General features: G+C 76.2%; 7 protein-coding genes. All 7 read left to right on the forward strand.

Annotated elements, in window-relative coordinates:
• Positions 1-170 precede the first annotated feature (170 nt).
• Entirely contained in the window at positions 171-8,873 is an 8,703-nt protein-coding gene (locus ABZ128_RS14890) for a type I polyketide synthase (RefSeq protein ID WP_356848563.1), read from the forward strand.
• Positions 8,874-8,888: 15 nt separating this feature from the next.
• Positions 8,889-15,512, forward strand: coding sequence for an SDR family NAD(P)-dependent oxidoreductase (locus ABZ128_RS14895; RefSeq protein WP_356848565.1), 6,624 nt, complete (start codon positions 8,889-8,891; stop codon positions 15,510-15,512).
• Positions 15,513-15,528: 16 nt separating this feature from the next.
• A complete protein-coding gene (locus ABZ128_RS14900; RefSeq protein WP_356848566.1) occupies positions 15,529-18,327 on the forward strand; it encodes a beta-ketoacyl synthase N-terminal-like domain-containing protein in 2,799 nt (932 codons plus the stop codon).
• Positions 18,324-18,563 (forward strand): acyl-CoA carboxylase subunit epsilon, encoded by a 240-nt coding sequence (locus ABZ128_RS14905; RefSeq protein WP_356848568.1) that lies wholly within the window; start codon positions 18,324-18,326, stop codon positions 18,561-18,563. The genes ABZ128_RS14900 and ABZ128_RS14905 overlap by 4 nt, the downstream gene beginning before the upstream one ends.
• Before the next feature lie 87 nt (positions 18,564-18,650).
• A complete protein-coding gene (gene metK, locus ABZ128_RS14910; protein WP_356848570.1) occupies positions 18,651-19,859 on the forward strand; it encodes a methionine adenosyltransferase in 1,209 nt (402 codons plus the stop codon).
• A 23-nt stretch (positions 19,860-19,882) separates the two neighbouring features.
• The gene (locus ABZ128_RS14915; RefSeq protein WP_356848572.1) at positions 19,883-20,866 is read left to right on the forward strand and encodes a carbohydrate kinase family protein; all 984 of its coding nucleotides are present in this window, start codon (positions 19,883-19,885) and stop codon (positions 20,864-20,866) included.
• Positions 20,863-22,028, forward strand: a 1,166-nt coding sequence (locus ABZ128_RS14920) for a homocysteine S-methyltransferase family protein (RefSeq protein ID WP_356848573.1), incomplete at its 3' end; no start/stop codon positions are given. The genes ABZ128_RS14915 and ABZ128_RS14920, both read left to right, overlap by 4 nt.

Consider the following 22,028-nt stretch of genomic DNA (forward strand, 5'->3'; position numbering starts at 1 on the left):
GCCCCCGGGGGTGCCCGCGCCGCCCGCCTCCCGCGCCCGGGGCGCCCTCTCCGGCCGCCGCCTTCCTCGCCGGCCGCCGCTTCGCCCGCGGGCGCACCGCCCCACCGCCCAGCCCGCCGCGCCGTCGCGCCCGGCCACGCCCTGCCCACCACGAGGGGACACGAGTTCACATGCTGACCGACGAGGGGACCGCCACCCCCGACCGCGCCGCCGACGGTGAGGCCATCGCCGTCGTCGGCATGTCCTGCCGGGTCGCGGGCGCCGATACGCCCGAGGCGTTCTGGCAGCTGCTCAGCAGCGGCACCTGCGCGGTGTCCCGGGACGAGCGGACCGGGCAGTGGGCCGGGTTCGTCCAGGACAAGGACCGGTTCGACGCGGCCTTCTTCGGACTCTCGCCGCGCGAGGCCGCCGCCATGGACCCGCAGCAGCGGCTGGTGCTCGAACTGGCCTGGGCGGGGTTCGAGGACGCGCGCATCGTCCCGGACCGGCTGGCCGGCACCCGCACCGGCGTCTTCGTCGGCGTGATCAACGACGACTACGCCACGCTGGTCCGCCGTACCGGCCCGGCGGCGATCTCCGGCCTGACCACCACGGGCCTGCACCGCGGCCTGATCGCCAACCGGCTGTCCTACCTGCTGGGGCTGCGCGGGCCGAGCCTGACCGTGGACTGCGCCCAGTCGTCCTCGCTGGTCGCGGTCCACCTGGCCTGCGAGAGCCTGCGGCGCGCCGAGACGGACGTGGCCGTCGCGGCAGGGGTCAACCTGATCCTCGCCGACGAGAGCACCCTGGGCATGGAGTCCATGGGCGCGCTCTCCCCGGACGGGCGCATCCGCCCCTTCGACGCCCGCGCCAACGGCTACGTACGCGGGGAGGGCGGCGCCACCGTCGTCCTCAAGCGGCTGGCCGACGCGCTCGCCGACGGCGACCGGATCCACTGCGTGATCCGGGGCGGCGCGGTCAACAACGACGGCGGCGGCGCGACCCTGACCGCGCCGGACCAGGCCGGGCAGGAGGACGTCCTGCGGACCGCGCTGCGGCGCGCGGGAGTCACGGCGCGCGAGCTCGGCTACGTCGAACTGCACGGCACCGGCACGCCCGTCGGCGACCCGGTCGAGGCCGCCGCGCTGGGCGCCGTCCGCACCGCCGCCACGGGCACCGCCGGCGCGGGCAACGGCGGCGCGGGCAACGGCGGTACGGGCAACGGCGGTACGGGCAACGGCGGTACGGACTCCGCCGCCCCCGATGTCGCCGCGGCCGCCCCGCTCGCGGTCGGTTCGGCCAAGACCAACGTGGGCCACCTGGAGGGCGCCGCGGGCATCGTCGGCCTGGTCAAGACGGCCCTGTGCCTCACGCACCGCCGCATCCCGGCCACCCTCCACCACGAGACCCCCCACCCGGCGATCCCCCTGGACCGGCTGGGCCTGCGGGTGCCGACCGCGCTCACGGACTGGCCCGCCACCCGCGCGGACCGCCCGCGCCTCGCGGGTGTCTCCTCCTTCGGCATGGGCGGGACCAACTGCCACCTGATCGTGGCCGAGGCCCCGGCCGTCCCCGCCCCCGCCGCGGCGCAGGCACCGGCGTCGGCGCCGTTCGCCGGGGCCGTCATGCCCTGGCCGGTGTCCGGCCGTTCGGAGCAGGCGCTGCGCGCCCAGGCGGTGCGGCTGCGCGACTTCACCCGCGACCGGACCGCGCTCGACGAGGCCGACCTCGGCCACTCGCTGGCCGCGACCCGGACCGCCTTCGCCCACCGCGCCGTCGTGCTCGGCGCCGACCGGGCCGGCCTGACGGCCGGACTGGCCGCGCTCGGTGCGGGCGAGGAGTCCGCCGCGCTGGTCCGGGGCACCGCCACCGGCGCCGGGAGCGGCACCGTCTTCGTCTTCCCCGGGCAGGGCGCCCAGTGGGCCGGCATGGGACGCGAACTCCTCGACGTCTCCGAGGTGTTCCGCCGGGAGATCCAGGCCTGCGAGGCGGCCCTCGCCCCGTACACCGACTGGTCGCTGACGGGGGTGCTGCGCGGTGAGGCCGGCGCACCGGACCTCGACCGGGTCGACGTGGTCCAGCCCGCCCTGTTCGCCGTCATGGTCGCCCTGGCCGCCCTCTGGCGCTCCTGGGGCGTGGAGCCGGCCGCGGTCGTGGGCCACTCGCAGGGCGAGATCGCCGCCGCGTACGTGGCGGGCGCCCTGAGCCTGGACGACGCCGCCCGCGTGGTGGCCCTGCGCAGCGCCGTGATCGCCCGCCGGCTGGCCGGCCGCGGCGGCATGGCCTCCGTCGCCCTGCCCGCCGCCCAGGTGGCCGAGCGCCTGCACGGCCCGTACGCGGGCGTGGAGATCGCCGTGGTCAACGGCCCCGCCGCCACCGTCGTCTGCGGCGACCCGGCCGTCCTCGACGCCCTCGCCGCCGACCTGGAGCGCGAGGAGATCCGCGTCCGCCGCATCGCGGTCGACTACGCCTCGCACTCCGCCTACGTCGAGGAGATCGAGGACGAGGTCCTGACCGCCCTCGCCCCGGTCGCCCCAGCGGCCCCGCGGACCCCCTTCTACTCCACCCTGCTCGGCCGCCGGATCACCGACGAGCCGCTCGACGCCGGCTACTGGTACCGCAACCTGCGCGGCACCGTCCGCTTCCAGGACACCGTCGAGGCCCTGCTCGCCGACGGCCACACCGCCTTCGTCGAGCCGAGCGCCCACCCCCTGCTGACCCCCGCCGTCCAGGACACCGCCGAACGGGCCGGCACGCCCGTCGCGGCCGTGGGCTCCCTGCGCCGCGGGGACGGCGGACCAACCCGCTTCCTCACCTCCCTCGCCGAGGCCTGGACCCGGGGCCTCCCCGTCGACCTCACCACCGCCTTCCCGGCCGCGCACCCCGTCGACCTGCCGACGTACGCCTTCCAACGGACCCGGCACTGGCTCCCCGAACTGGACGCCGCCGCGCCGCACGCACCCGTACGGCGGTCCGCGGACCAGGCCCGCGAAGCCGCAGGGGACGCAGCGGACACCGAGGAGAACCCGCTGCGCCGCGAGCTCGCCGCCCTCCGGCCCGCCGAACGCGCCCGCCGCGTCCTGCACCTGGTCCGCGCCACCGCCGCCGCCGTACTCGGCCTGGACGGGCCCGCCCAGGTCGATCCCGCCGTCACCTTCAAGAACCAGGGCCTGGGCTCCCTCACCGCCGTCGAACTGCGCAACAAGCTCCAGGCGCGGACCGCCCTCACGCTCTCCACCACGCTCGCCTACGAACGCCCCACCCCGCAGGCGCTCGCGGACCATCTGCTGGAGCAGCTGGACGCCGCCGCGGACGGTCCCGCCGGCGCCCCGGCCGAGCTGCCCGCGCCGCCCGCCCACGGCGGCGGTGCGGCAGCCGCCGGGGAGGACCCCGTTGTCATCGTCGGCATGGGCTGCCGCTTCCCCGGCGGCGTCGAATCCCCCGAGGACCTGTGGCGGCTGGTCGCCGAAGGCTCCGACGCCATCGGCGCCTTCCCCGCCGACCGCGGCTGGGACCTGGAGGCGCTGTACGACCCGGAGCCCGGCACGGCCGGCCGCTCGTACGTCCGCGAAGGTGGATTCCTCCACGGCGCCGCCGAGTTCGACCCCGGCTTCTTCGGCATCTCGCCGCGCGAGGCCGTCGCCATGGACCCCCAGCAGCGTCTGCTGCTGGAGACCGCCTGGGAGGCGCTGGAGCGGGCCGGCATCGACCCGCACCGCCTGCGCGGCAGCGACACCGGCGTGTTCGTCGGCGCCATGGCCCAGGACTACGGCCCCCGCCTGCACGAGCCCGCGCAGGGCTCCGAGGGGTACCTGCTGACCGGCAGCACCACCAGCGTCGCATCCGGCCGGATCGCCTACACCCTCGGCCTGGAGGGGCCGGCCCTCACGATCGACACCGCCTGCTCGTCCTCCCTCGTCGCCCTGCACACCGCCTGCCGGTCCCTGCGCAGCGGCGAAACCTCCCTCGCGCTGGCCGGCGGCGTGTGCGTGATGTCCACGCCGGGCATCTTCGTGGAGTTCGGACAGCAGCGCGGCCTCGCCCCCGACAGCCGCAGCAAGGCCTTCTCGGCAGCGGCCGACGGCACCAGCTGGGGCGAAGGGGCCGGCCTGGTCGTCCTGGAACGCCTCTCCGACGCCCTACGCAACGGCCACCGCGTCCTCGCGGTCGTCCGCGGCTCCGCGACCAACCAGGACGGAGCCAGCAACGGCCTCTCCGCCCCCAACGGCCTCGCCCAGGAACGGGTGATCAGGCAGGCCCTGGCGCAGGCGGGACTCACCGCCGCGGACGTCGACGTCGTCGAGGCCCACGGCACGGGCACCCGGCTCGGCGACCCGATCGAGGCCCGCGCCCTGCTCGCCACCTACGGCCAGGGACGGCCGGAAGGGCGGCCCTTGCTGCTCGGCTCGTTGAAGTCGAACATCGGGCACACCCAGGCCGCCGCGGGCGTCGGCGGCGTCATCAAGATGGTGATGGCCCTGCGCGAGGGCGTCGCCCCGCGCACCCTGCACCTCGACGAGCCGACCCCGCACGTCGACTGGTCGGCCGGCGCGGTGGAACTGCTGGCCGAGGCCGCCGACTGGCCCGAGACGGGCCGGCCGCGCCGGGCCGCCGTCTCCTCGTTCGGCATCAGCGGCACCAACGCCCACCTGATCCTGGAGCAGGCCCCCGCCGAACCCGCCGAACCCGCCGAACCCGGCGAGCAGGGCGGCAGCGCGCCCGCGCAGCCGCGCCCCGACGGCGTCCCGGCCGCGCTGGTGGTCTCCGCCCGGACCCGGGAGGCGCTGGCCGCGCAGGCCGCACGGCTGGCCGAACGGCTCGCCGCCGCCCCGGCCACCGACCCCGCCGCGCTCGGCCACGCGCTCGCCGCGACCCGTACCGCCTTCGAGCACCGCGCCGTGGTCGTGGGCGCGGACCCGGCGGAGCTGGAGTCCGGCCTGACCGCACTCGCCGGGGACGGGGAGTCGGGCACCCTGGTCCGGGGCACCGCCACCGGACCGGCCACGGACGGCCCGGTGTTCGTCTTCCCCGGCCAGGGCGCCCAGTGGGCCGGGATGGGCCGTGAACTGCTGGCGCAGTCACCGGAGTTCCGCCGGGAGATCGAAGCCTGCGAGGCGGCGCTCGCCCCGTACACGGACTGGTCGCTGACCGGGGTGCTGCGCGGCGCCGAGGGAGCGCCCTGCCTGGACCGGGTGGACGTGGTCCAGCCCGTCTCCTTCGCCGTGATGGTGTCGCTCGCCGGACTGTGGCGCTCCTGGGGCGTCGAACCGGCCGCCGTGGTGGGCCACTCGCAGGGCGAGATCGCCGCCGCGTGCGTGGCGGGCGCCCTGTCCCTGGACGACGCCGCCCGGGTGGTGGCCCTGCGCAGCCAGGAGATCGCGCGGCACCTCGCCGGCCGCGGCGGCATGGCCTCGGTGGCCCTGCCCGCAGCCGACGTCCGCGAACGGATCGCCGCCTGGGGCGGACGGCTGGGCGTCGCCGCCTTCAACAGCCCGGCCTCCACCGTCCTGTCGGGCGAACCGGCCGCGCTCGCCGCGTTCGTCGAGGCCTGCACCGCCGACGGCGCCCGGGCCCGCCTCATCCCCGTCGACTACGCCTCCCACTCGCAGTACGTCGAGGCCACCGAGGACGGCGTGCTCGCCGCCCTGGCCCCGATCGCGCCGCGAACCCCGCGGATCCCCTTCTACTCGACGCTGCTGGCCCGCCGGATCACCGACGAGCCGCTCGACGCCGGCTACTGGTACCGCAACCTGCGCGGCACCGTCCGCTTCCAGGAGACCGTCGCCCTGCTGGCGCAGGAAGGCCACGACTGCTTCGTCGAGGTCAGCGCCCACCCCGTGCTCACCGCCGGCATCCAGGAGACCGTGGAGGAGGCCACCGGCGCCGAACCCCGGCTCGCCGTCGGCTCGTTGCGCCGCGACGACGGCGGCCTGCGCCGTTTCGCCACCTCGGCCGCCGAGGCCTGGGTGCGCGGGCTCGCCGTCGACTGGACCCCGCTGCACGGCAGCCCGGCCGGCCCGGCCGTCGAACTGCCCACGTACGCCTTCCAGCGCGCCCGCTACTGGCTGGACCAGCCGCGCCCGGCCGCCACCCCCGCCGGGCTGGGCCTGGACAGCGCCGGACACCCCTTCCTCGGCGCCCGTCTCGACCTCCCCGACGGCGGTCCGGTGGTCCTCACCGGCTCCCTCGCGCTGCGCGAGCACGGCTGGCTGCGCGACCACGCGGTCCTCGGCACGGTCCTGCTGCCGGGCACGGCCTTCGTCGACCTGGTGCTGCACGCCGCCGCGGCGGTGGACCACGCCGGCCTGGACGAGCTGGTGCTCCAGGCGCCGCTGGTGCTGAACGAGGACGGCGCGGTACAGCTGCAGGTCGTCATCGGCGACGCCGACGCGTCGGGCCGCCGCCCGGTCGCCGTCCACTCCCGCCCCGAGGCGGGGCAGGACGACGCCGGCGACCCCGCCGGCCGCCCGTGGACCCGGCACGCGCAGGGCTGGCTCTCGGCGGACGCCGCGGCCGCCCCGGCGGCCGAGTCCGCCTGGCCGCCCGCCGGCGCCGAGCCGGTCGACCTCGACGGCCGCTACGGCGAACTGCTGGCCCAGGGTTACGCGTACGGGCCCGCCTTCCAGGGGCTGCGCGCGGCCTGGCGGCGCGGCGCGGAGGTCTTCGCCGAGGTCGTCCTCACCGAACAGGACGCCTCCGACGCCGGCTTCGGGGTCCACCCGGCCGCCCTGGACGCCGCGCTGCACGCCCTCGGCCTGCTCGGCCGCCCCGGCTGCGCCGCGGACACCGGCAAGCCGTTGCTCCCGTTCGCCTGGAGCGGCGTACGGCTGCACGCCCACGGGGCCACCGCGCTGCGGGTGCGGCTCGCCCCCGCGGCGGACCCCGGCGGTGCGGACACCGACGCCGTGACGGTCTTCGCCGCCGACGTGGCGGGACAGCCCGTGGTCAGCGTCGACTCCCTGGTGATGCGCCCCGTCGAGCCCGAGCGGCTGGCCGCCCTGGGCCGCCGCGCCGACCCGCTGTTCGCGGTGGAGTGGACCCCCGTCCCGCTCGACCTGCGCACCGCACCGGCGGGCCCGCAGGCCGTGCTCGGAACGGGCGCCGGGCTGCCGGGCCTCGGCCGGGCCCTCCCGTACGACGGGATCCCCGCCCTGCTGGAGGCCGTGGACGCCGGCGCCCCCGTGCCCGACCTGCTCTTCGTGCCCGTCACCGGGCCCGCGGGCGGGGCCGGCCCCGGCAGCGCCGCCCGGCGGCTGACCCGCGACCTGCTCGCCACCGTGCAGCAGTGGCTCGCCGAGGACCGCCTCGCCGGGAGCCGCCTGGTCGTGGTGACCCGGGGCGCGGTGGCCACGGATCCGCAGGCGGGCATCGGGGACCTCGCGGCCTCGGCCGCCTGGGGGCTGATCCGCTCGGTGCAGACGGAGTTCCCCGACCGGTGCCTGCTGCTCGACACCGGCACCGGCACCGAGACCGGCACCGAGACCGAGACCGGGGCCGCCGACCTGGCCGCCCCCGCGGCCGCCGCCTTCGCCCGCGGCGAGCACCAGCTCGTGCTCCGCGACGGCCGCGGATACGTACCGCGCCTGGTCCGCCCCGAGACCCACGGCGGGCCCGCCTCCCGGCCGCTGGACCCGGACGGCACCGTGCTCGTCACGGGCGGAACCGGCACCCTGGGCGCGCTGGTGGCCCGCCACCTCGTCACCGGGCACGGCGTACGGCGCCTCCTGCTGACCAGCCGCCGGGGACCCGCCGCGCCGGGCGCGGACCGCCTCGTGGCCGAACTGGCCGCCCTGGGGGCCCGCGCCGAGGTGGTGTCCTGCGACGCCGCCGACCGTACGGCGCTGGCGGCGGCGCTCGCCGCGGTGGACCCCGCGCACCCGCTGACCGCGGTCGTGCACGCCGCCGGACTGCTTGTCGACGCCACCGTCACGGCCCTGACCCCCGACCGGGTGGACCGGGTGATGCTGCCCAAGGCCGATGCCGCCTGGAACCTGCACGAGCTGACCCGCGACCTCGACCTGGCCGCCTTCGTCCTCTTCTCCTCCGTGGCCGGTGTCCTCGGCCTCGGCGGGCAGGCCAACTACGCCGCCGCCAACGCCTTCCTGGACTCCCTCGCGCACCTGCGCCGGGCCCAGGGCCTGCCCGCCGTCTCCCTCGCCTGGGGCCTGTGGCAGGAGGCCAGCGGCATGACGGGGGAGCTGACCGCCGCCGACCTGGCCCGGATGGCGCGGGCGGGCATCGCCCCGCTCGCCTCCGAGGACGGCCTGCGGCTGCTGGACACCGCCTGGGCCGAGGGCGGCAGCCCGCTGCTCGTCCCCGTGGCCCTGGAGGTCTCGGCCCTGCGCGCCCGCGCCGCGGCCGACGGCACCACCCCGCCCCCGATGCTGCGGGCCCTGGTCCGCGCAACGCCCCCGCGCACCGGGGCGGCCCAGGCGGCGCCCGAACAGTCCCGGGCCGCCGGACCGGGCCTGGCCGAGCAGCTGGCGGGGCTGGACGCCGACGAGCGCCGGCACACCGTGCTCGACCTGGTCCGGCGCAGTGCGGCCGTGGTCCTCGGCCACGGCTCGGCCGAGAAGGTGGAGCCCGAACGGGCCTTCTCCGCCCTCGGGTTCGACTCGCTCACCTCGGTCGACCTGCGCAACCGGCTCAACGCGGCGACCGGACTGCGGCTGCCGACCACCCTGCTCTTCGACTGCCCCACCCCGGCGGCGGTCACCGAGCGGATCCTGGCCCGGCTCGCGCCCCAGGACCCGCCCCCCGCGCCCGCCGCAGCCGCGGCGGCGACGCCCCCGGCCCCGGCGGCGGCCGTGGACGAGCCCGTGCTCGCGGCCATCGCGTCCGCGAGCGACGACGAAATCTTCACGTTCATCGAAAGTGAACTCGGTATCTCATGAGGAGTGTTGGGTCGGATGGCTAACGAGGACAAGCTCCGCGACTATCTGAAGAAGGTCACCACCGACCTCCACGCCACCCGGCAGCGGCTGCGCGAGATCGACGAGCGCGCCCACGAGCCGATCGCCGTGGTGGGCATGGGGTGCCGGTTCCCGGGCGGCGTGGAGTCCCCGGAGGACCTGTGGCGGCTGGTCGCCACGGGCACGGACGCGATGGGCGGCTTCCCGCTCGACCGCGGCTGGGACGTGGAGGGACTGTACGACCCGGAGCCCGGCAAGTCCGGCAAGTCGTACGTCCGCGAGGGCGGCTTCCTGCACGGCGCCGCCGAGTTCGACGCGGCCTTCTTCGGCATCTCGCCCCGCGAGGCGGTGGCGATGGACCCGCAGCAGCGGCTGCTGCTGGAGACCTCCTGGGAGGCGCTGGAGCGGGCGGGCATCGACCCGACCGCGCTGCGCGGCTCCGACGCGGGGGTCTTCGTCGGGCTCATGTACCACGACTACACCGCCCGGCTGGGGCAGCTGCCGGAGGAGTACGAGGGGTACGCCGTCACCGGCGGCTCCTCCAGCGTGGCCTCCGGCCGGATCGCCTACACCCTGGGCCTGGAGGGCCCCGCGGTCACCGTGGACACGGCCTGCTCCTCCTCCCTGGTGACCATGCACATGGCCGTGCAGGCGCTGCGCCGCGGCGAATGCGGGCTCGCCCTCGTCGGCGGTGCGGCCGTCATGCCGACCCCGACGATCTTCCTTGAGTTCTCGCGGCAGCGCGGACTCGCCCCCGACGGCCGGAGCAAGGCCTTCGCCGCCGGCGCCGACGGCACCAGCTGGGGCGAGGGCGTCGGCCTGGTCGTCCTGGAGCGCCTCTCCGACGCGCTGCGCAGCGGTCGCGAGGTGCTGGCCGTGATCCGCGGCTCGGCCGTCAACCAGGACGGTGCCAGCAACGGGCTCACCGCCCCCAACGGCCCCGCCCAGGAGCGGGTCGTGCGGCAGGCGCTCGCCGACGCCGGGCTCGCCCCGGCCGACGTGGACGTGGTGGAGGCGCACGGCACCGGTACCCGGCTCGGCGACCCCATCGAGGCGCAGGCCCTGCTGGAGACGTACGGGCAGGGCCGCCCCGCCGACCGGCCGCTGCTGCTCGGCTCGCTGAAGTCCAACCTCGGCCACACCCAGGCCGCCGCCGGCGTCGCCGGCGTCATCAAGACGGTGATGGCGCTGCGCGAGGGCGTGGCTCCCAAGACCCTCCACGTGGACGAGCCGACCCCGCACGTCGACTGGGAGTCGGGTGCCGTACGGCTCCTCACCAAGGCCGCGGACTGGCCGGACACCGGCCGCCCGCGCCGGGCCGCCGTCTCCTCCTTCGGCATCAGCGGCACCAACGCCCACCTGATCCTCGAACAGGCCCCCGCGGCGGACCCCGTGGAGGCCGCCGCCCCGGCGGAGCCCGCCGAGGCCCCGGCCCCCGCCCCGGTGCTCGCCACCGCGCCCGCGGTCTGGCCCCTGTCCGCCCGCGGCGACGAGGCGCTGCGCGCCCAGGCCGAACGCCTCCTGAACTACACCGCCGAGCACCCCGAGGCCGATCCCGCCGCCGTCGCCCGCGCCCTGACCACCACCCGGGCGGCCCTCTCCCACCGGGCCGTCGCGATCGGCGCCGATCCGGTCGAGCTGGAAGTGGCGCTGCGCGCCCTCGCCGCCGGCCAGGACTCCCCGTACCTGGTCCGCGCCGAGGCGACCGGCGGCCGCCCCGTCTTCGTCTTCCCCGGCCAGGGCGCCCAGTGGGCCGCAATGGCCCGCGAACTCCTGGACGCCTCCGCGGTGTTCCGGACGTCCGTCGAGGCCTGCGAGGCCGCCCTCGCGCCGTACACCGACTGGTCGCTCACCGCCGTGCTGCGGGGCGCGGACGGCGCCCCGCCGCTGGACCGGGTGGACGTGGTCCAGCCCGCCCTGTTCGCGGTGATGGTCGCGCTCGCCGACGTGTGGCAGGCCGCCGGCGTCCGCCCGGCCGCCGTCGTCGGACAGTCCCAGGGCGAGATCGCCGCGGCGTACGTCTGCGGCGCCCTCGGCCTCGACGACGCGGCCCGGATCGTCGCCCTGCGCAGTCGGATCTGCCGCGACCGGCTTTCCGGCAGCGGCGCCATGGCCTCCGTGCTGCTCCCCGCCGGGCAGGTCGAAGCGCTGCTCGCCGCCACCGACGGGCAGATCCAGATCGCCTCCGTCAGCAGCCCGGCCTCCACGGTCGTCGCCGGACCGGCCGGCGCCCTCGACACCCTCCTCGCCGCCTGGGACGCCGACGGCGTACGGTCCCGCCGGATCCCCGTCGACTACGCCTCGCACGTCGCGCAGGTCGAGTCCGTCGAGGCAGAACTGCTCGCCGCCCTCGCCCCGGTGGCGCCCCGCTCCTCCCGCATCCCCTTCTACTCCACCGTCACCGGCGCGGTCCTCGACACCACCGGCCTCGACGCCGCCTACTGGTACCGCAACCTCCGCAGCACCGTCCGCTTCACCGATGCCGCCCGCGCCCTCTTCGCCGACGGATTCGGGACCTTCGTCGAGCCCACCCCGCACCCGCTGCTGACCTCCGCCGTCCAGGAGATCGCGGAAGCGGACGGCAGGAGCGCCGTCGTGCTGGAGACCCTGCGCCGCGACGACGGCGGCGCCACCCGCCTGACCACCTCGCTGGCCCGGGCCCACGCCCACGGCCAGCCCGTCGACTGGCAGGCGCTGCCCGGCACGCCGGCCGCGCCGGCCCTGCCCGCGCCGCTGCCGACGTACGCCTTCCAGCGGACCTCCTACTGGCTCGACGCCCCGGCCCCGGCCGCCGACGCGGCCGGACTCGGCCTCGAACCGCTCGGCCACCCCCTGCTCGGCGCCGCAGTCGACTCCGCCGAGGACGGCACCACCCTGCTCACCGGACGGGTGTCCCTGCAGACCCACCCCTGGCTGGCCGACCACGCCGTCTCCGGCACCGTCCTGCTGCCCGGCACCGCCCTGCTCGACCTGCTCGTGGCGGCGGGCGACCGCACCGGCTGCGACCTCGTCGAGGAACTCGACCTCGCCGTCCCGCTGGTCGTCCCCGAGGGCCACGGCGTCCGCATCCAGGTGAGCGTCGCCGCCCCCGACGCCGAAGGCCGCCGGGCGGTCTCCGTCCACGCCCTGCGCGAGGACGCCCCCGAGGCGGGCTGGACCTACCACGCGGGCGGCCGCCTCGCGACCGCCGGCGCCGCGCCGGAGCCCGCCGCCCCCGCGACCTGGCCGCCGCAGGGCGCCGAACCGCTGCCCGTCGAGGGCGCGTACGAGCGGCTGGCCGAAGCCGGGTACGCCTACGGCCCCGCCTTCCGGGGGCTCACCGCCGCCTGGCACCTCGGCGACGACCTGTACGGCGAGGTCACCCTCGGCGAGGACGGGCACGCCGACGCCCACGCCTTCGCCCTGCACCCGGCGCTGCTCGACGCCGCCCTGCACCCGCTGCTCGTCCGGGGACCGGACGGCGAGGGCACCCGCCAGGTGGTGCTGCCCTTCGGCTGGTCCGGAGTACGGCTGCACGCCACCGGAGCCACCGCCCTGCGCGTACGCCTGACCCGCAAGGCGTCCGACACCGTCGGATTGACCGCCTGGGACCCGGCCGGCGCGGTGGTGCTCTGCGCCGAGTCGCTGACCGTACGCGCCCTTCCCCCCGGGGCCCTCACCGGGGCCGCGGCCGGGGCCGGCGCACGGCGCTCGCTGTACGCCGTCGACTGGAGCCCCCTCGACGAACTCCCCGCCCCCGCCGCGGGGGAGCGGCTCGCGGTCCTCGGCACCGGCCACGGGCTCACCGGTCACGAGGCCCACGAGAGCATCGCCGGCCTGCTGGCCGGCCTCGCCGGAGCCGCTCCCCGTCCCCCCGCCGCCGTCCTCGCCCCCGTCGCGTCCGCCACCGCAGCCGCGCTCCCCGGCGAGCGGCCTGCCGACGAGGTACGCGCCGAACTCGACGCCGTGCTCGCCCTGCTGCGGGCCTGGCTCGCCGAGGACCGGCTCACCGACGTCCCGCTGGTCCTGGTCACCGGCAGGGCCGTGGCCACCGGCCCCCACGAGCGGCCCGACTCCCTGGCCGGCGCGGCCGTCTGGGGCCTGATCCGCTCCGCCCAGCGCGAGCACCCCGGCCGCTTCGCCCTGCTCGACCTCGACGGCACCGACCTCGGCACGGCCCTGGAGGACCTGCCGCTGCTGCTGCGCACCGAACCCGAACTCGCCTTCCGCGCCGGCCGCTTCCTCATTCCCCGGCTGCTCCCGGCCGACACCGGCGCGAGCCTGGCCGCGCCGGCCGGCACGGACGCCTGGCGGCTGGTCACCGAGGGCAAGGGCAGCCTGGAGAACCTGGCCCTCGCCCCTGCCCCCGAGGCCACGGCCGCGCTGCGGCCCGGGCAGGTCCGGATCGCCGTCCGCGCCGCCGGGCTCAACTTCCACGACGTCGTCCTCGCCCTCGGCATGATCGAGGAGGACGAGGACCGGTTCGGCTACGAGGCCGCCGGACTGGTCGTCGAAACCGGCCCCGGGGTGACCGGCCTCGCCCCGGGCGACCGGGTCCTGGGCCTGGTCCGCGACGGCTTCGGGCCCTACGCGGTCGCCGACAGCCGGCTCGTCGCACCCGTCCCGGAGGGTTGGACCTTCGCCGAGGCCGCGGCCGTGCCCGTCGCGTTCCTCACCGCCTACTACGGCCTCGTCGACCTCGCGGGCATCCGCCCCGGCGACACCGTCCTGATCCACGCGGCGGCCGGCGGCGTCGGCATGGCGGCCGTCCAGCTCGCACGCCACCTCGGCGCCGAGGTCTACGCGACCGCAAGCCACGGCAAGTGGGACACCCTGCGCGCCAACGGCCTGGACGACGCACACATCTGCGACTCGCGCACCCTCGCCTTCGAGGACCGCATCCGCGAGGCCACCGGCGGCCGCGGCGTGGACATCGTCCTCGGCTCCCTCGCCGGGGACTTCGTCGACGCCTCGCTGCGCCTGCTCGCCCCCGCCGGGCGGCTCATCGAGATGGGCAAGACCGACATCAGGGACCCGCACCGGGTCGCCGCGGACCACCCCGGCGTCTCCTACCACGCCTACGACCTCAATCTCGTCGCCCCCGAACGGGTCGGGGAGATGCTTGCCGAGGTCCTGGCCCGTTTCACCGACGGCACCCTGCGGGCCCTGCCCGCCGCCGCCTGGGACCTGCGCCAGGCCCCCGCCGTCTTCCGGCACATGAGCCAGGCCCGGCACACCGGCAAGCTGGTGCTCACCGTCCCGCGGCTGCTCGACCGGGACGGCACCGCGCTGGTCACCGGCGGCACCGGCACCCTCGGCGCCCTCGTCGCCCGGCACCTGGTCGAAGAGCACGGCATCCGCCATCTGCTGCTCACCAGCCGGCAGGGCGCCCAGGCCCCCGGAGCGCAGGCACTGGCCGCCGAACTCACCGCCCGGGGCGCCCGGGTGACGCTCGCGGCCTGCGACGCCGCCGACCGGACGGCGCTGGAGGCGGCGCTCGCCTCGGTGGACCCGGCGCACCCCCTGACCGCGGTCGTGCACGCCGCCGGAACCCTCGACGACACCGCCGTCGAACAGCTGACCGCGGACCAGGTGGACCGCGTCCTGCGCCCCAAGGCCGACGCCGCCTGGAACCTGCACGAGCTGACGCGCGGTCTCGACCTCGCCGCCTTCGTGCTGTTCTCCTCCGCGGCCGGCACGCTCGGCACGGCCGGGCAGGCCAACTACGCCGCCGCCAACGCCTTCCTGGACGCCCTCGCCCAGCAGCGGCGCGCCCAGGGCCTGCCCGCGGTGTCCCTCGCCTGGGGCCTGTGGCAGCAGACCAGCGCCCTCACCGGCACCCTGGACGACAAGGACCTGCGCCGGCTCTCCCGCACCGGCGTGGCCGCCCTGCCCACACCGGAGGCCCTGGCCCTGTTCGACGCGGGACTGACCGCCGACCGGCCGGCCCTCGCCCCCGTACGGCTGGACACCGCAGGCCTGACCGGGGCCGGCGCCGAGATCCCGGCGCTGCTGCGGGGCCTGGTCCGTACGCCCGTACGCCGCCGTGCCCAGGCCGGCGGCGGGGCCGGGGGGCCCGCCGCGCTGGCCGACCGGCTGGCGCCGCTGCCCGAGGCCGAGCGCCGCCGGATGCTGCTCGACCTCGTCCGCGAGCACGCGGCCGTGGTCCTCGGTGAGTCCTCGCCGGCCGCGATCGGCCCGAACCGGGCCTTCAAGGAGCTCGGCTCGGACTCGCTGACCTCGGTGGAGCTGCGCAACCGGCTCAAGGCGGCGACCGGGCTGAGGCTCTCCGCCACGCTGGTCTTCGACTACCCCACGCCGGCTGCGCTCGCCGACTACCTGTACGGCGAACTGGCCCCGGCGGAGGGTGTCACGGCGGCCGGGACCACCGACGCCGCCGACACCGCCGACCGCGAACTGCGACGGCTGGAGGCCCAGTTCGAAGCCCTGCTCGCCGCCGCTCCGGACGACGCGGCCCGACAGGGCATCGGCCGGCGGCTGGGCGAGCTGCTCCAGCGCTGGGAGCGGCAACCGGCGGCCGCCCGGCAGACCCCGGCCACCGGCCAGGAGGACCTGGCGGCGGCGACCGACGAGGAGCTGTTCGCGGCCCTCGAAGACGAACTCGATCTTTTCCGAGGCTGAGGAGGCCGGCATCCCCATGGGGAACGAGAACACGGGCGAGCACCTGACCGGCGCCGCCGGCGACACCAACGAGGAGAAGCTGCGCACCTACCTGCGCCGCGCCATGACCGAACTGCGCGAGGTCAAGGGGCGGCTGCGGGAGCAGGAGGACCGCCGCACCGAACCGGTCGCCATCGTCGGCATGGCCTGCCGCTACCCGGGCGGCACCGCCTCCCCCGAAGCGCTGTGGGACCTGGTGGCCGAAGGCCGCGACGCCCTGACGGAACTGCCCGACAACCGGGGCTGGGACATCGAGAACCTCTACGACCCCGACCCCGACCGGCCCGGCAGGTCGTACGCCTACGAGGGCGGCTTCCTGCACGACGCCGACCGCTTCGACGCCGAGTTCTTCGGCATCTCGCCCCGCGAGGCGATCGCCATGGACCCGCAGCAGCGGGTCCTGCTGGAGACCTCCTGGGAGGCGCTGGAGCGGGCCGGCATCGACCCGCTCGCCGTCCGCGGCAGCAACACCGGCGTCTACATCGGCGCCATCGCCCAGGAGTACGGCCCCCGCCTGCACCAGCCGTGGGAGGGCGCCGACGGCCACCTCCTCACCGGCACCACGGCCAGCGTCATCTCCGGCCGGATCTCCTACGCCCTGGGCCTGGAGGGCCCCGCCGTCACCCTCGACACCGCGTGCTCCTCCTCCCTGGTAGCCCTGCACACCGCCTGCCAGGCCCTGCGCTCCGGCGAAACCGACCTGGCCCTGGCCGGGGGAGTGACCGTGCTGGCCTCGCCCGGCGTGTTCGTCGAGTTCTCGCGCCAGCGCGGCATGGCGCCCGACGGCCGCTGCAAGGCCTTCGCCGCCGCAGCGGACGGCACCGGCTGGGGCGAGGGGGCGGGCGTGCTCGTCCTGCAGCGGCTCTCCGACGCGCTGCGCAGCGGGCACCGGGTGCACGCCGTCATCCGGGCCTCCGCCGTCAACCAGGACGGTGCCAGCAACGGCCTCACCGCGCCCAGCGGGCTCGCCCAGCAGAAGGTCGTCCGCCAGGCCCTCGCGCAGGCCGGGCTCACCCCGGCCGACGTGGACGTGGTGGAGGCGCACGGCACCGGTACCCGGCTCGGCGACCCCATCGAGGCGCAGGCCCTGCTGGAGACGTACGGGCAGGGCCGCCCCGCCGACCGGCCGCTGCTGCTCGGCTCGCTGAAGTCCAACCTCGGCCACACCCAGGCCGCCGCCGGCGTCGGCGGCGTCATCAAAATGGTGATGGCCCTCCGGGCGGGCCTCGTCCCGAAGACCCTGCACGTGGACGAACCGACCCCGCACGTGGAGTGGGACGCGGGCGCCGTGGAACTGCTCACCGAGCAGGTGCCGTGGCCGCAGACCGGCCGCCCGCGCCGGGCCGCCGTCTCCTCCTTCGGCATCAGCGGCACCAACGCCCACGTCATCGTCGAGGAGGCGCCCGCCGCCCCGGAGCCGGAAGGGGCCCCCGCGCCCGCCGCCGCACCCGTGCTCGGCTCGGCCCCCGTCGCCTGGCCGCTCTCCGCCCGCGGTGCCGAGGCCCTGCACGCCCAGGCGGCCCGGCTGCTGGACTTCACCGCCGCCCACCCCGGCACCGACCCGGCGGCACTCACCCACGCCCTGTCCACCACCCGGGCCGCGCTCTCCCACCGCGCCGTGGTCCTGGGCGCCGACCGGGCCGCCCTCGAAGCGGGCCTGCGCGCCCTCGCCGCCGGCCAGGACTCCCCGTACGTGGTGCGCGGCGAGGTCACCGACGAGCGCATCGGGTACGTCCTGCCCGACCCCCAGGGCCCCTGGCGTGAGTCGGCGCGCCGGCTCGCCGCGCAATCACCGGAGTTCCGCAGCCACCTGGAAGCCTGTGCGCACGCCCTGCGCCCGTACACGGACACCCCGGTCCTCGACCGGCTCCTCTCGGCGGCGCCGGGGCCGGAGGACGAAACCGCGGACCGCTGCGCCCTGTTCGCCTTCACCGTCGCCCTCGTGCGCCTGTGGCGCGCCCTCGGCGTACGCCTCGACGCCTTCGTCGGCGACCCGGCGCACGAGGCCGCGGCCGTCCACGCCGCCGGCGCCCTCGGCCTGGACGCCGCCGCCCGCTGCGCGGCCCTGGGCGAGGCACCCGACCCGGCACAGCCGTCCTGGTCCCTGTTCCGGCCCGCCTCCGACCCGCAGGCCTGCGAGGACTACGTCGCCCTGGTGGAACTGCTCCCGCCCGGCGGGAACGTGGCGGCCGGACTGGCCCGGGCGTACGTGCACGGCGCGCACGTGGACTGGCACACCCTGCGCGAGACGCCGGCCGCCGCCCGGCAGCGGCCGCTGGACCTTCCCACGTACGCCTTCCAACGCCGGCCCTACTGGCTGGGCGCACCCGCCCGCACGGTGTCGGAGCGCCGGAGCCTGGACTGGCGGCCCGCGGAGCAGCCGCCGGAGCCGTCCGGGGCCGGCTGGCTGGCGCTCGTACCGGCCGGGTTCACCGAGGACCCGTTCGTCACCGCCGCCCTGGAGGCACTCGCCGTACGGGGTGTGGAGGTCGGGGTGCGCACCGTGGACCTCTCGGACGCGGCTGAGGAGGAGGAGGAGGCGCTCGCGCAGCGGCTGACCCAGGACGTCACGGCCGCCGCTCCGGCGGGCGTGCTCTGCCTGCTGGAGGCCGACGGCACGCCCTGCGGCCCCGGACTCGGCCTGCCGCGCGGCACCCTGGCCACGCTGGTCCTGGCACGCGTCCTGCACGGCCTGCCCGACGCCCCCGAACTGTGGTGCGCGACCGACACCACCCGGGCCAACCCCGGCCCGTCGGCCATGGCCTGGTCCGCATGACGCCCGCGGAGCAGGCCCACGTGCTCCGCTTCGTCCGCGGTGAGCCGGAGGAGCAGCAGATCGTCGCGGCGACCCTGGCGCTGCTCGCCGTCCTGCGCACCCGCGGCGCGTGCGCCGACCCGTGCGCACCGGCCCAGGCCCCCGCTCCGGCGGCGGCCTGGGACCTGGACCGCAGCTACCGGTCGCCCCGGTCCTGGGCGGCGCCCCGCCGGCCCGCCCCGGCCGGATCCCTTTAGCAGCTCGCAAGGACCCCGCTCGACGATCCTCCAGCCCGTCCCGCAGCCCTCGGCGGCTGCGGTCCTCGAAAGCCCCTCAGGAGCCCCATGTCCCGCCGCCTGTTCACCTCGGAGTCCGTGACCGAGGGCCACCCCGACAAGATCGCCGACCAGATCAGCGACACGATCCTCGACGCGCTCCTCACCGAGGACCCGACCTCGCGTGTGGCCGTGGAGACCCTCATCACCACCGGTCTCGTGCACATCGCGGGCGAGGTGACGACGAAGGCCTACGCCCCGATCGCGCAGCTCGTCCGCGACAAGATCCTGGAGATCGGCTACGACTCCTCCGCCAAGGGCTTCGACGGCGCCTCCTGCGGTGTCTCGGTGTCCATCGGCGCGCAGTCCCCGGACATCGCGCAGGGCGTCGACACCGCGTACGAGACCCGGGTCGGCGGCGAGGCCGACGAACTCGACCGTCAGGGCGCCGGCGACCAGGGCCTGATGTTCGGCTACGCGTGCGACGAGACGCCCGAGCTGATGCCGCTCCCGATCCACCTCGCGCACCGGCTCTCCCGCCGCCTGTCCGAGGTCCGCAAGAACGGGACCATCCCGTACCTGCGCCCCGACGGCAAGACCCAGGTCACCATCGAGTACGACGGCGACAAGGCCGTCCGTCTCGACACGGTCGTCGTCTCCACCCAGCACGCCGCGGACATCGACCTGGACGCCCTGCTGACCCCGGACATACGCGAGTTCGTCGTCGAGCACGTGCTGACCCAGCTCGTCGAGGACGGCATCAAGCTGGACACCGACGGCTACCGCCTGCTGGTCAACCCGACCGGCCGCTTCGAGATCGGCGGCCCGATGGGCGACGCCGGCCTGACCGGCCGCAAGATCATCATCGACACCTACGGCGGCATGGCCCGCCACGGCGGCGGCGCCTTCTCCGGCAAGGACCCGTCGAAGGTCGACCGCTCCGCCGCCTACGCCATGCGCTGGGTCGCCAAGAACGTGGTCGCCGCCGGCCTCGCCTCGCGCTGCGAGGTCCAGGTCGCGTACGCCATCGGCAAGGCCGAGCCCGTCGGCCTGTTCGTCGAGACCTTCGGCACCCACACCGTGCCCACCGACCGGATCGAACGGGCCATCGGCGAGGTCTTCGACCTCCGCCCGGCCGCGATCATCCGCGACCTCGACCTGCTGCGCCCGATCTACGCCCAGACCGCCGCCTACGGCCACTTCGGCCGCGAGCTCCCGGACTTCACCTGGGAGCGCACGGACCGAGCCGAAGCGCTGCGCCGCATCGCGGGCATCTGACCGAGGAAGGCCGACCCACACCCATGCGCATCGCCCTCTCCGGGTCCATCGCCACCGACCACCTGATGGTGTTCCCCGGCCGCTTCGCCGACCAGCTCGTGGCCGACCGGCTGGACCACGTCTCCCTCTCCTTCCTCGCGGACAGCCTCGACATCCGCCGAGGGGGAGTGGCGGCGAACATCGCGTACGGCCTGGGCCTGCTGGGCCTCGCCCCGGTCCTGGTCGGTGCGGTCGGCCCCGACTTCGCCGAGTACGCCGTCCGGCTCAAGGAACACGGCGTCGACACCGACGCGGTGCACGTCTCGCCGGAACACCACACGGCCCGTTTCGTCTGCACCACCGACGCCGACCACAACCAGATCGCCACCTTCTACGCCGGCGCCATGGCGGAGGCCAGGACCATCGGCCTCGAACCGGTCGTCGAGCGGGTGGGAGGCCTGGACCTGGTCCTGGTCTCCCCGAACGACCCGCAGGCGATGCTCCGCCACACCGAGGAGGCCCGGCACCTGCGCATCCCCTTCGCCGCGGACCCCTCCCAGCAACTCGCCCGCCTGGACCGCGACCAGGTACGCGCCCTCGTCGACGGCGCCCGCTGGCTCTTCACGAACGAGTACGAGTCCGTACTCCTCCAGGAACGCACCGGCTGGACCGAACGGCAGGTCCTCGACCGGACCGGCCTGTGGATCACCACACTCGGCGAAGCCGGCTCGCGCATCCTGCGCAGGGACGCCGCGCCCCTCCCCGTGCCCGCGGTGCCCAGCCCGTCCCCGGTGGACCCGACGGGTGTCGGAGACGCCTTCCGCTCGGGCTTCCTCGCGGCGACCGCCTGGGGGCTGGGCCCGGAAGCGGCCGCCCGCCTGGGCAGCGCGCTGGCCACCACGGCCCTGGAGTGCGTGGGGACCCAGGAGTACGAGCTGGACCGCGCCGCGATCCTGTCCCGGCTGGCCGCGGCGTACGGTGCTGCGGCGGCGGCAGACGTCGAGACCTTCCTGCCGAGGCCGAGATGAACGCGCAGACCCGGGCCGATGCCCTTCGAGAGGCTCTGGCCACCCGGGTGGTCGTCGCCGACGGGGCGATGGGGACGATGCTCCAGGCGCAGGACCCCACGCTGGAGGACTTCCAGCAGCTGGAGGGCTGCAACGAGGTCCTGAACGTGACGCGCCCCGACATCGTGGCGAACGTGCACCGGGAGTACTTCGCGGCCGGCGTCGACTGCGTGGAGACGAACACGTTCGGCGCGAACTTCGCCGCGTTGGCGGAGTACGACATCTCCGACCGCAATTTCGAGCTGTCGCAGGCGGGTGCGCGGATCGCGCGTGAGGTGGCGGACGAGTTCACGGTGTCGACGGGCCGGCAGCGGTGGGTGCTGGGGTCGATGGGTCCGGGCACGAAGCTGCCCACTTTGGGGCACATCGATTACGCGACGATCCGCGATGCCTACCAGGTCAATGCGGAGGGGCTGCTGGCGGGTGGGGCGGATGCGCTGCTGGTGGAGACCACGCAGGACCTGCTGCAGACGAAGTCCTCGATCATCGGTGCCCGCCGGGCGATGGAGGCCCTGGGGGTCTCCGTGCCGCTGATCTGTTCGGTGACGGTGGAGACGACCGGCACGATGCTGCTGGGGTCGGAGATCGGCGCCGCGCTGACGGCGCTGGAGCCGCTGGGCATCGACATGATCGGGTTGAACTGCGCGACCGGTCCGGCGGAGATGAGCGAGCACCTGCGCTATCTGGCCCGCAACGCGCGCATCCCGCTGTCGTGCATGCCGAACGCGGGTCTGCCGGTGCTGGGCAAGGACGGGGCGCATTACCCGCTGTCGGCCACCGAGCTGGCCGATGCGCAGGAGACCTTCGTGCGGGAGTACGGGCTCTCGCTGGTGGGCGGCTGCTGCGGTACCACGCCCGAGCACCTGCGCCAGGTCGTGGAGCGGGTGCGTGGTCTGAGTCCGGCCGTCCGGGACCCGCGCCCGGAGCCGGGTGCTGCGTCGTTGTATCAGACGGTGCCGTTCCGTCAGGACACCGCGTATATGGCGATCGGTGAGCGGACGAACGCGAACGGGTCGAAGAAGTTCCGCGAGGCGATGCTGGAGGCCCGCTGGGACGACTGTGTGGAGATGGCCCGGGACCAGATCCGTGAGGGCGCGCACATGCTGGATCTGTGCGTGGACTA

Source organism: Streptomyces sp. NPDC006326, assembly GCF_040612915.1.
Taxonomy (GTDB): Bacteria; Actinomycetota; Actinomycetes; order Streptomycetales; family Streptomycetaceae; genus Streptomyces.